Origin of the sequence: Kitasatospora sp. NPDC057595 (genome assembly GCF_042800875.1) — a bacterium.
In the GTDB taxonomy this organism is placed as follows: Bacteria; Actinomycetota; Actinomycetes; order Streptomycetales; family Streptomycetaceae; genus Kitasatospora.
Window position 1 is genome coordinate 24,245 of sequence record NZ_JBHVGL010000040.1, and the last position, 10,658, is coordinate 34,902.

Annotated in this window: 10 protein-coding genes; 2 read left to right on the forward strand and 8 right to left on the reverse strand. The window is 74.0% G+C overall.

Going from position 1 to position 10,658, the window contains the following annotated elements; all coding sequences use genetic code 11:
• Nucleotides 1-156 precede the first annotated feature (156 nt).
• Nucleotides 157-1,398: a helix-turn-helix domain-containing protein gene (locus ACFU9E_RS34220; RefSeq protein WP_380715636.1), complete on the reverse strand. Its 1,242-nt coding sequence runs from the start codon at nt 1,396-1,398 to the stop codon at nt 157-159.
• Nucleotides 1,395-1,721 (reverse strand): putative quinol monooxygenase, encoded by a 327-nt coding sequence (locus ACFU9E_RS34225; RefSeq protein ID WP_380683281.1) that lies wholly within the window; start codon nt 1,719-1,721, stop codon nt 1,395-1,397. Before ACFU9E_RS34225 ends, ACFU9E_RS34220 begins: the two co-directional genes overlap by 4 nt.
• Before the next feature lie 186 nt (nt 1,722-1,907).
• Here ACFU9E_RS34225 and ACFU9E_RS34230 point away from each other — a divergent pair, with 186 nt between their 5' ends.
• On the forward strand, nt 1,908-2,387 hold the full coding sequence (locus ACFU9E_RS34230; RefSeq protein ID WP_380683282.1) for an ATP-binding protein: 480 nt from the start codon (nt 1,908-1,910) through the stop codon (nt 2,385-2,387).
• 4 nt (nt 2,388-2,391) lie between these two features.
• Here ACFU9E_RS34230 and meaB read toward each other — a convergent pair whose 3' ends face one another.
• Genes meaB through ACFU9E_RS34245 form a run of 3 tightly spaced genes read right to left on the reverse strand, consistent with a single transcriptional unit; the run spans nt 2,392 to nt 7,490 of the window.
• On the reverse strand, nt 2,392-3,381 hold the full coding sequence (meaB, locus tag ACFU9E_RS34235; protein ID WP_380683283.1) for a methylmalonyl Co-A mutase-associated GTPase MeaB: 990 nt from the start codon (nt 3,379-3,381) through the stop codon (nt 2,392-2,394).
• 12 nt (nt 3,382-3,393) lie between these two features.
• On the reverse strand, nt 3,394-5,622 hold the full coding sequence (scpA, locus tag ACFU9E_RS34240) for a methylmalonyl-CoA mutase (RefSeq protein ID WP_380683284.1): 2,229 nt from the start codon (nt 5,620-5,622) through the stop codon (nt 3,394-3,396).
• On the reverse strand, nt 5,619-7,490 hold the full coding sequence (locus tag ACFU9E_RS34245) for a methylmalonyl-CoA mutase subunit beta (RefSeq protein ID WP_380683285.1): 1,872 nt from the start codon (nt 7,488-7,490) through the stop codon (nt 5,619-5,621). The genes scpA and ACFU9E_RS34245 overlap by 4 nt, the downstream gene beginning before the upstream one ends.
• Before the next feature lie 299 nt (nt 7,491-7,789).
• Here ACFU9E_RS34245 and ACFU9E_RS34250 point away from each other — a divergent pair, with 299 nt between their 5' ends.
• On the forward strand, nt 7,790-8,821 hold the full coding sequence (locus tag ACFU9E_RS34250) for an NlpC/P60 family protein (protein ID WP_380683286.1): 1,032 nt from the start codon (nt 7,790-7,792) through the stop codon (nt 8,819-8,821).
• Here the strand turns inward: ACFU9E_RS34250 and ACFU9E_RS34255 are convergent.
• From ACFU9E_RS34255 to ACFU9E_RS34265, 3 genes are all read right to left on the reverse strand, one after another.
• Nucleotides 8,797-9,339 carry a hemerythrin domain-containing protein gene (locus ACFU9E_RS34255; RefSeq protein WP_380683287.1) on the reverse strand — a complete coding sequence of 181 codons (543 nt, stop codon included), beginning with the start codon at nt 9,337-9,339 and terminating at the stop codon, nt 8,797-8,799. The two genes, ACFU9E_RS34250 and ACFU9E_RS34255, sit on opposite strands and share 25 nt — an antisense overlap.
• Before the next feature lie 122 nt (nt 9,340-9,461).
• A complete protein-coding gene (locus tag ACFU9E_RS34260) occupies nt 9,462-9,965 on the reverse strand; it encodes a metallophosphoesterase family protein (RefSeq protein ID WP_380683288.1) in 504 nt (167 codons plus the stop codon).
• Between the two features lie 91 nt (nt 9,966-10,056).
• Nucleotides 10,057-10,658: M56 family metallopeptidase (locus ACFU9E_RS34265; protein WP_380715638.1), on the reverse strand; the 602-nt coding region annotated here is incomplete at its 5' end.

The following is a 10,658-nucleotide window of genomic DNA, read 5'->3' on the forward strand; positions in this document are numbered from 1 at the left end:
GGTCGGGCGCGGCCCGGTGGGGGGACCCCACCGCGCCCCCCCCCGGGGGTGGGTTGGGGGGGTGGGGCCCCGGGGCGGGGGCCCCCGGGCGGGGGGCCCCTCCGCTACGGTCGGAAGGCGCGGTTTACGCGAACGGCCTCGGCTCCGGGGTTTCCGTCACCCGGTGGCGTTGGCGCGCTTGGCGAGCTTCACCAGTTCCGGCGGAGCGCTCCGGCCCGCGAGGAGCACGAGCTCACGGATGGCGGACCGGGCCGCCAGGTGGCTTCGGACGCTCTCCGGTGCCAGTTCTTCGGCCCGGAGGAGGCAATCGACGGCCTCGCCGAGGTGCCGCCGCTGCGCGTGGGCCCTTCCGAGGTCGACCAGCAGCCGTGACCTCCGCTCGGGTGAGAGTCGACCCGTATCGATCCGCTGCCCCAGGTCCAGCGCCTCGCCCGCGTCTCCGAGATCGATCGCCGCCGATACTGCCTGGATTTCGACGTTCGTGGGGCCGAACTCCAGGTTGAAGTCATTGCGATCCTCGCCGAGCAGCGCCGCGACCTCTCGGGCGTCGGCGAGTTCCTTGCGGGCCTGCTCGCGTTGGCCGGCGCGAGCGGCGGCCAACGCGAGGACAAGGTGGAGCGAGCCGAGCACGGAGAGGGCCTCCGGTGCGGGTGGTGCGGCCGCCGAGATGTAGCTCCGAAGGACCGTCACGCCCTTCCCGGCCGCGTGCTCCGCCTGGTCCAACCGCCGGAGCCGGACGAATGCGTGGGCCAAGCGGTAGATGCCCGCGAAGACTTGCAGAGGCTCGCCGGAATGCTCGGCGGCCCGGATCGCTCGATCGGCGGCCACCCAGGCCGCATCGGCCTCGTCCTGGCGGACGAATGCCGCCGCCACCGCCTGATACGCCTGGCTGAGGAGGAGCTGGATCTCCGGCTGCTTCTCGGGGGTGGCGGTCCGCGTGGCGCTTTCGAGTCGTGGCAGGACGTCGGCGACGGCTGAGCTGAGCTCCGCGAACCGGGCGTCGTGTGTCAGGCGCCAGAGTTCCGCCACGGCGGCGGCCAGCTCGGTCACATCGGGTTCGGGTGTGGCGGGGTGCTCGCCGAGTACGGCGTCGAGGGCGGGATGCCCGGACAATGTGAGCCGGACCAGGTCGAGGTCGTTGGCCTGGCTTGAAGTCACCGACGCGGATCGGGACGGCGACGGGGCGTCCGGCCTCAAGGTCTGAACGGAGACTCCGAGGCCGTCCGCGAGCAGCTGGAGCACGTCGAGACGCACAACCGGTTGGATGCCGCGTTCGACCTGCGACACCCAGCTGGATGTCCGGTTGACGGCCGTGGCGAGCTGATCCTGCCGCATGCCACGCGCCTTGCGGAGCTGGGCCACCCGGGCACCGAACGCCCGTCGTTCCTCGGGGCTCACCGGCCGCCCCCGCGGGTGGACGACACCTTGCCGTCGATCTCGTCCAGAAACGTGACCTCGAATGATTCGAGGTACTGGCCGCGCTCGGCCAGGAACCGGCGCACGTGAGGCTGCCGTTCGTGCTCCTCGAACGCCTCGCGGTCCGCGTAGAGCTCGTAGAAGACCCGGACGTGCGGCTGGTCCGGTACGGCGTGATTGACGTAGACGAGAGTGCCGGGCTCGCTGGCGCGGATCCCTTCGAGTGCTCCCCGGGCCAGTTCGTCGAAGGCGTGAGCGGCCGTCACATCACGGGCGACGAAGCGTACAACAAGGCCGAATCCCATGTTCTCCCCTTCCTGGACTGGTCGAGTCTTGCACGACTCGGTGAAGAACTGCGAGTAGTAGGAATTCTTGACTCGCAGTTTTTCTGCGACTACGTTCAGTGTCGCTACCGTGGCCGAGCGCCACGAATGGCTCCCTTGTGCTGCCTTTGACCGGCAGTGCTGTCCATCTGTGGTGGTGGAGGATCGATGGGGTGGAACGTGATGGTCAGCCCGCTCAGCAATGCCCGGTTCCCGGTTCCGCTGAAATGGGGGGCGCCGCCGGCCGCGGACGCGGTGCCGGCGGCGCGGTGGCTGGTGACGGCGATCGTGCGGGAGTGGGGTGTGCCGCTCGCGGACGATGCGTTCCAGGACCTGGAGTTGTGTGCCGGCGAGGTGATCGCCAATGCGCTGCTGCACACCGGGGAGCGCTGTGTCGTGACCGTCCTTCGGCGCGCGGGGCGGCTGCGGGTCGAGGTGGCCGACCGGTGCCCCGCGCTCCCGCGGCGGGAGCGCGGGGCCGAAGCGACCGGCGGGCGCGGGCTGTTGCTGGTGGGGGCGCTCGCCGGGGCGTGGGGCTGGTACCCGGCGGGCGCGGGCAAGGTGGTGTGGTTCGAGTTCCCGGAGGAGCGCGAAGCGCCGTGCCCGACGTACGGGTGGGGCACGGCGCTGGGGCTCGCGGTGGCGTAGTGGCTCAGTGCAGGCCGAAGGCGTCCAGAATGCTGTCCGCCGCTAGGGTGGCGGTCAGTTCGCCGTCGCGGACGCGGCGTTCCAGGTCCGGGAGCAGGCGGGTGACGTCCGGGTGGGCGTGGAGACGGGCGAGGAGCTGGTCGTGCACCATCGCCCAGGTCCACTCCACCTGCTGGTCGCGCCGCTTGGCGGCCAGCGCGCCGGTCGCGTCCAGCACCTTGCGGTGCTGCTGGAGCCGCTCCCAGAGCACGTCGAGTCCGCTGCCGTCGCGGCCCGAGCAGGTCAGCACCGGCGGCGTCCACGGCGCGTCCGGGGCCTGGAGCAGTCGCAGCGCGCCCGCGAGCTCCCGGGCGGCGGCCTTGGCGTCCAGCTCGTGCGGGCCGTCCGCCTTGTTGACCGCGATGACGTCGGCGAGCTCCAGCACGCCCTTCTTGATGCCCTGCAACTGGTCGCCGGTGCGGGCCAGCGACAGCAGCAGGAAGGAGTCCACCATGCCGGCCACCGTGGTCTCCGACTGACCGACGCCGACCGTCTCCACCAGCACCACGTCGTAGCCGGCCGCCTCCATCACCAGCATCGACTCCCGGGTGGCCTTGGCCACCCCGCCGAGCGTGCCGGAGGTCGGCGACGGCCGGACGAAGGCCTGCGGGTCGACCGCGAGGCGCTCCATCCGGGTCTTGTCGCCCAGGATCGAGCCGCCGGTGCGGCTGGACGTCGGGTCGACGGCCAGCACCGCGACCCGGTGCCCGAGCCCGGTGAGCATGGTGCCGAAGGCGTCGATGAAAGTCGACTTGCCGACTCCGGGCACCCCCGTGATGCCCACCCGCACGGCCCCGCCCGCGTGCGGCAGCAGCCTCGTCAGCAGCTGCTGCGCCAGCACGCGGTGGTCCGGCCGGGTGGACTCGACGAGGGTGATGGCCCGCGCGATGTACGCGCGCGAGCCCTCCCGCACGCCCGTCGCGTAGCTGTCCAGGTCGATCGTCCGGGGCGCCATCGGATCAGCGCCTCAGAGCTCGTGGCCGAGATCGGCGGCGAGCGACTTCAGCAGGTCGTAGGCCGCCTCCGGGATCACCGTGCCGGGCGGGAAGACCGCTGCGGCGCCCGCCTCGTACAGCGCGTCGAAGTCCTGCGGGGGGATCACCCCGCCGACCACGATGGTGATGTCCTCCCGGCCCGCCGCGGCCAGTTCGGCGCGCAGCGCGGGCACCAGGGTGAGGTGGCCGGCGGCCAGCGAGGAGACGCCGACGATGTGCACGTCCGCCTCGACGGCCTGCCGGGCGACCTCGGCCGGGGTCTGGAACAGCGGGCCGACGTCCACCGTGAAGCCGAGGTCGGCGAAGGCGGTGGCGATCACCTTCTGGCCGCGGTCGTGGCCGTCCTGGCCCATCTTGGCGACCAGGATGCGCGGGCGGCGGCCCTCGGCCTCCTCGAACCGCTCGACCAGCTCGCGGGTGCGCTGCAGGGGGGCCGACGGGCCCGCTTCGTCTCGGTACACACCCGAGATGGTACGGATCTGCCCGGAGTGGCGGCCGTACACCTTCTCCAGGGCGTCCGAGATCTCGCCGACGGTGGCCTTGGCACGGGCCGCGTTCACCGCCAGGTGCAGCAGGTTGCCGTCCAGCGAACCGCCGCGCCGCGGACCGGCCTCGGCGGCCCGGGTCAGCGCGTCCAGCGCGGCGCGGGTGGCGGCCTCGTCGCGCTCCTCGCGCAGCCGGCGCAGCTTCTCGACCTGCCGGGCGCGGACCGCGGAGTTGTCGACCTTGAGCACCTCGATCTGCTCGTCGCTCTCCACCCGGTACTTGTTGACGCCGATCACCGGCTGGCGGCCGGAGTCGATCCGGGCCTGGGTGCGGGCGGCGGCCTCCTCGACGCGCAGCTTGGGGATGCCCGCGTCGATGGCCTTGGCCATGCCGCCGGCCGCCTCGACCTCCTGGATGTGCTGCCAGGCGCGGTTCGCCAGGTCGTTGGTCAGCTTCTCGACGTACGCCGAGCCGCCCCACGGGTCGATGACCCGGCAGGTGCCGGACTCCTGCTGGAGCAGCAGCTGGGTGTTGCGGGCGATCCGGGCGGAGAAGTCGGTCGGCAGCGCCAGCGCCTCGTCCAGCGCATTGGTGTGCAGCGACTGGGTGTGGCCCTGGGTGGCGGCCATCGCCTCCACGCAGGTGCGGGTGACGTTGTTGAAGACGTCCTGCGCCGTGAGCGACCAGCCGGAGGTCTGCGAATGGGTGCGCAGCGACAGCGACTTGGCGTTCCTCGGGTCGAACTGCTTGACCAGCTTCGCCCAGAGCAGCCGGGCCGCGCGCAGCTTGGCGACCTCCATGAAGAAGTTCATGCCGATCGCCCAGAAGAACGACAGGCGCGGCGCGAAGGCGTCCACGTCGAGACCGACGTCCAGCCCGGCCCGCAGGTACTCCACACCGTCGGCCAGGGTGTAGGCCAGTTCCAGGTCGGCGGTGGCCCCGGCCTCCTGGATGTGGTAGCCGGAGATGGAGATCGAGTTGTACCGGGGCATCTTCTGCGAGGTGTAGGCGAAGATGTCCGAGATGATCCGCATCGACGGCTGCGGCGGGTAGATGTACGTGTTGCGGACCATGAACTCCTTGAGGATGTCGTTCTGGATGGTCCCGGCCAGCTTCTCCGGCGGTACGCCCTGCTCCTCGGCCGCCACGATGTACAGCGCGAGGACGGGCAGCACCGCGCCGTTCATCGTCATCGACACCGACATCCGGTCGAGCGGGATGCCGTCGAACAGCTGGCGCATGTCGTAGATCGAGTCGATCGCCACGCCCGCCATGCCGACGTCGCCGGTCACCCGGGGGTGGTCGCTGTCGTAGCCGCGGTGGGTCGGCAGGTCGAAGGCGACCGACAGGCCCTTCTGGCCGGCCGCCAGGTTGCGGCGGTAGAAGGCGTTGGACTCCTCGGCGGTGGAGAAGCCCGCGTACTGGCGCACCGTCCACGGCTGGTTGACGTACATCGTCGGGTACGGGCCGCGCAGGTAGGGGGCGATGCCCGGGTAGGTGCCCAGGAAGTCCAGGCCCGCGAGGTCCTCGGCGGTGTAGAGCGGCTTGACGCCGATGCCCTCGGGGGTTTCCCAGAGCTGCTCGTCGACGTCCTTGCCGGTGGCCTGGCGCCAGGCGGCGCGCCACTGGCCGTCGGTGACGGCGGCACCGGGGGCGGCCGCCGGGGCGTCGGTGCCGTCGGCGTCCAGCCCGATCGAGGTGAAGTCGGGGATCATCGGGCCGCTCCGATCTGGTCGAGCAGGGAGGTCAGGACGGCGACCGCGTCGCCGCCGGCGAAGACGAACCCGTCCACGCCGCCGGGCGGCGTCTCGCCCGGCCGGCCGGCCAGCAGCACCCGCCGCGCGCCGGCCACCCTGAGCGCGGCGGCGACCGCCTCGGCGTGCTCGGCGTACAGGGCGTCGCTGGAGCAGAGGCAGGCCACGGTGGCGCCGCTCGCGGCGAACGCCTCGGCGAACGCGGCGGGTTCGGTGCCCTCGTGCGCGGTGGTGGCGATCCCGCCGGCCTGGAACAGGTTGGCGGCGAAGGTGGTGCGCGCGGTGTGCGCGGCGGCGGTGCCGATCGACGCCAGGAACAGCGTCGGCCGGGCTCCGGTGGCCGCGAGCCGGGCGTCCGAGCGGTCGCGCAGCGCCTCGAAGGCCTCGGCGCGACGCACTCGAGGCAGCCCGCCGGACGGGCCGGCCGGGGCCGGCTCGCGCACCGGCGCCTGCTCGCCGAGGTTGGGGAACTCGCTGACGCCGGTGACGGGTTCGCGCCGCTCGGCGAGCCGCACCGAGCGCTCCGCCCAGGTGGCCCCGATCCGCTCGCCGACCAGGCCCGACTCCAGCGCGGCGCGCTGGCCGCCGGCCCGCTCGATCTCCTGGAACCACGCCCAGGCGGCGTGCGCCAGCTCGTCGGTCAGCCGCTCCACGTACCAGGAGCCGCCGGCCGGGTCGACGACGCGGGCCAGGTGCGACTCCTCCAGCAGGATCGCCTGGGTGTTGCGGGCGATCCGGCGGGCGAAGGCGTCCGGCAGGCCGAGCGCGGCGTCGAACGGCAGCACGGTGACCGCGTCCGCCCCGCCGACACCGGCGGCCAGGCAGGCGATCGTGGTGCGGAGCATGTTCACCCACGGGTCGCGGGCGGTCATCATCACCGCGGAGGTGACGGCGTGCTGGCGCTGCGCCGAGGCGGCCGGGGAGGCGCCGCAGGCCTCGGCCACCCGGGCCCAGAGGCGGCGCGCGGCACGGAACTTGGCGATCGTCAGGAACTGGTCGGCGTCCGCGGCGTAGCGGAACTCCAGCTGGCCGAGCGCGGCGTCCACGGGCAGCCCGGCCCCGGTCAGCGCGCGCAGGTAGGCGACGCCGGTGGCCAGCGAGGCGCCCAGCTCCTGCGCGGGCGAGGCGCCGGCCTCGTGGTACGGCAGCGCGTCGACGGCCAGCGCCCGCAGACCGGGGAAGCCCTCGGCGCAGCGGGTGGCGAGCGCGGCGGCCTCGGCGAGCAGCGCCTCGGTGCGCGCGGCGTCGCCGGTGCGGGCCTGCAGACCCAGCGGGTCGGCGCCCAGGGTGGCGACGGCGGCGCCGGGGGAGACCTCGCGCTCCCGGTACAGCTTGAACAACTGCTCGGCGGCCTCCGGGAATTCGGCGCCCGCGTCGAGCACCACCCCGGCCAGGTCCAGGTAGACGCCGGTGAGCGCCTCGCCCAGCGCGGTGACCGGCAGGCCGTCGCCGCCCAGCTCCAGCCAGAGCGAGCCGCCGCCGTGCTCCAGATCGGCCAGCACCGCCTCGTTGGTGCGGCGCGGATCGGGGTCGCCGTGCCGCTGGCGGACGTCCCAGCCGGCGACCGAGGCGCCCTGCGGACGGGCACCGCGGACGAACGGCGGGAACCCGGGGAAGCCCGGGTCGGCCGGGGCGTCCTCGGCGGTGTACAGCGGGCGGGCACGCAGCCCGTCCTGGAGCGCGGTGCTGAGCGCGCGCTCGGCGGCTGCGCCGTCCTCGGGCTGCGCCCCCGACTTGCGCAGCACACCCTCGACGAGGGTCTGCCACTGCTCGTGGTGGGCGGCCGGGAACTCGGCGGCCAGGGGAAGCCCTTCGGGCGGGACCGTCATGTCCGGCAGGTTAGCGCTCGTTCGCGGGGGCGCAGGAGAGGCGAAGGGTGTGACCTTGCCCTCGCTCTGCACTCTGTTGCACTACCCGCGCGGAGGACGGCCTCCGGGCGCACCGGCGGGGCCCCGGTGGCGGGTGTGCGGTGAGGGGCGCGCGGTGGCCCGCGGGCGGGCGGCTTGCGGAACAGTGGCCGTCATCTATTAACTTGCTTAGTAGAACACGGGTCGGGGCGGCTCTCCCCGGACACCCCCTGCCCGTGTTCCCTCCACACCGTCTTCCCCGCCCCGAGGAGTCAGCCGTCATGGGAAAGCGCCGCAAGCCCAGCCCGCCCAGCCGGGCCCGCCTGGCGGTCGTCACCACCGCGATGGCCGGCGGCGTCGTCCTCACCGCGGGCCCCGCCCAGGCCGAGCCCGCGCCCAGCCTCGCCTCGGTCAAGGAGCAGGTCGACCAGCTCAACGAGGAGGCCGAGCAGTCGATCGAGCGCTACAACGGCTTCCAGGAGAAGCAGCAGACCCTCCAGGGCGACGCCAACCGGATCCAGGAGAAGGTGGCGCGCGGCCAGGAGGCGATGAACGAGCTGCGCACCCAGCTCGGAGGCATCGCGGCCGAGCAGTACCGCAACGGCGGCATCGACCCGTCCGTCCAGCTGATGCTCGACTCCGACCCCGGTGGCTACCTGGCCCGGGCCGCCGCGCAGAACCAGGTCGTCGACTCCCAGGCGGCGCTGCTGCGCCGGGCCCTCGACGAGCAGCGCCGGCTCGACCAGGACCGCGCCGAGGCCACCGCCACCCTCGCCCAGCTCGACGAGGCCGGTACGTCCCTGGCCGCGGAGAAGAAGGCGGTCCAGGACAAGCTGGCCAAGGCGCAGGCGATGCTCAACAAGCTGAGCGCCGCCGACCGGGCCAAGGTCAACGCCCAGGAGGCCGCCGCCACCCGCGCCTCCCGCTCCGCCGCCGCCGAGCGCCCGGCCGACGCCGCACCGGCCACCGGGCGGGCGGCCGCCATCCTCCAGTTCGCCTACGCGCAGCTGGGCAAGCCGTACGTCTGGGGCGCCACCGGCCCCTCCGGCTTCGACTGCTCCGGCCTGACCGGTGCCGCCTACCGCGCGGCGGGCGTCAAGCTCCCGCGTGTCTCCCAGGACCAGTGGAAGGCCGGCGCCCGGATCGCCCGCGGCGACCTCCAGCCCGGGGACCTGGTGTTCTTCTACGGCGACATCCACCACGTCGGCATCTACATCGGCGGGGGCAAGATGATCCACGCCCCCCGCACTGGCAAGAACGTCGAGGTCCTCCCGATCGACGCGATGCCCTACGTCGGCGCAGTCCGCCCCTGAGCCGTGTGCTGCCGCGGGTGGTCGTGGCGGGCGGCGGCCGGGCCGGGGCGGAAGACCGGGTCGGGCCAGTCGCCGAGCGGTGTCGTGGCGTCGAGGGCCGCGCTGATGGTGCGTTCCTCGTAGCGGAAGTGGGACTCCATGATCGCCGCGAGGCCGTCGAGCTCACGCCCGACCGCTTCGCGTCCGGATCCGGCGGATCCTGCGGCCCGCAGGGCGAGTTCGCGCACCCGGGCCAGGATCCCGGAGATCAGTCCGTGGTCCTCGACGAGTTTGGCGATCGTCGGGGCGAGGTCGGGGCGCTCGCGCAGCAGCTGGGCGAACAGGCCTTCGTCCTCGCCCTCGTGGTGGGCGGTCAGGGCCTCGCAGAAGGCCAGGCAGTGGGCGGTGAGCGGATCGTCGTCCGGCCTGCGGGAGCCCGGATCGGACCTGAGGTCGTCGATCCGGCGGAGCAGGTCCCGGTGGGCACGGGAGAGCTGGAGACTGAGCGCGACCGTGCGGTCGCTGGTGGGGGAAGCCAAGGCGGCCGCCCTTTCGGGTTCCGCACCTCCATGCCTGGCGCGGTCCGCCACCGGCACGCGATGCCCCGCGATCCGATCACACGGCGCGGCGGCCGGGCAAGCCGGCAGGGTGGCGGGACCGGTCAGGACCGGGGCGGCAGCCGGTGGAGCCGGACGTCGGCCAGGCGGCCGTCGTCGACCCGGGCGGTCAGGTAGGTGGCGAACGCCTGGCGGCGGCGGTCGGTGGGCGACCCCGGGTTGAGCAGCCGCAGGCCCCCGGGGGCGGTGCTGTCCCAGGGGATGTGGCTGTGGCCGAAGACCAGGACGTCGGTGTCGGGGAAGCGCGCCTCGCACCGCTGCTCCCGGCCCCGGGCCGGGCCGGTCTCGTGCACCACGGCGAAGCGCAGCCCCTGGAGTTCCGCCCGCGCGATCTCGGGGAGGCGCTCCCGCAACCCGGGCCCGTCGTTGTTGCCGTGCACGGCGACCAGCCGCGCGGACCGCGCCAGGAACAGGTCGAGGGTGGCGGTGTCGACCCAGTCGCCGGCGTGGAACACCACATCGGCCTCGTCCGCGGCGGTCAGCAGTGGCGCGGGCAACTGCCGGGCGCGCGACGGGACATGGGTGTCCGAGGTGATCAGCAGGCGCATCCGGGACTCCGTCGGGGTGGGCGGACGGTGGGTCCGATCCTCCCCGGGCGCGGCGGCACGGGGCCGTCGAAACGCCGGGGCGCCTCTTCTTCTAGGGGTGCGGGGCGCAGGCCAGGAGGTAGGGGAGCAGCGGAGCGGCGAGGGCGGCCAGGCGGTAGGCGCGCGCCGGGGGCGCGGGGGTGTGGGCGAGGCGCTGGACGCGGGCGAGCACGCCGGTGGACGCGGCGGCGAGGGTGCCCGGCCCGGCGGCGGGGGCGGCCGGGGCGGCGGTGGCCAGCGCGTACAGGGCGCCGGCCAGGTCGGTGCGGGTCACCCGGGCGAGCGCGGCGTCGTCGGCCGCCATCTCCAGCAGCAGCGCCACCTCCGTCCGCCCGAGGCCGGCCAGCGGCAGCCGGCGGCCGAGCAGCAGCGCGAAGGTGTCCGCCGCGAGCAGCACCAGGTGGTGACGCCCCCGCAGGTGGCCGTGCTCGTGGGCGACGGCCGCGGCGAGCCGCCGCTCGTCCAGCAGTTCCACGGCGCCGCGGGTGACCACCACCCGGGACCGGCGGCCGGGCAGGCAGTAGACGGCGGGCCGCGGGTCGTCCAGCACCAGCAGCCGGCGCCGCGGGTCCCGGGCGGCCACCAGGTCGAGCGCGGCCCGGTGCCGCCGCCGGGCCCGCGCGGCCCGGACGGCCAGGGCCGCCGCCACCGCGG

Coding starts and splice junctions, on each gene's coding strand:
- ACFU9E_RS34225 (WP_380683281.1), bottom strand. CDS start 1,721: ATGGGATTCGGCCTTGTTGTACGCTTCGTCGCCCGTGATGTGACGGCC.
- ACFU9E_RS34230 (WP_380683282.1), top strand. CDS start 1,908: ATGGGGTGGAACGTGATGGTCAGCCCGCTCAGCAATGCCCGGTTCCCG.
- meaB (WP_380683283.1), bottom strand. CDS start 3,381: ATGGCGCCCCGGACGATCGACCTGGACAGCTACGCGACGGGCGTGCGG.
- scpA (WP_380683284.1), bottom strand. CDS start 5,622: ATGATCCCCGACTTCACCTCGATCGGGCTGGACGCCGACGGCACCGAC.
- ACFU9E_RS34245 (WP_380683285.1), bottom strand. CDS start 7,490: ATGACGGTCCCGCCCGAAGGGCTTCCCCTGGCCGCCGAGTTCCCGGCC.
- ACFU9E_RS34250 (WP_380683286.1), top strand. CDS start 7,790: ATGGGAAAGCGCCGCAAGCCCAGCCCGCCCAGCCGGGCCCGCCTGGCG.
- ACFU9E_RS34260 (WP_380683288.1), bottom strand. CDS start 9,965: ATGCGCCTGCTGATCACCTCGGACACCCATGTCCCGTCGCGCGCCCGG.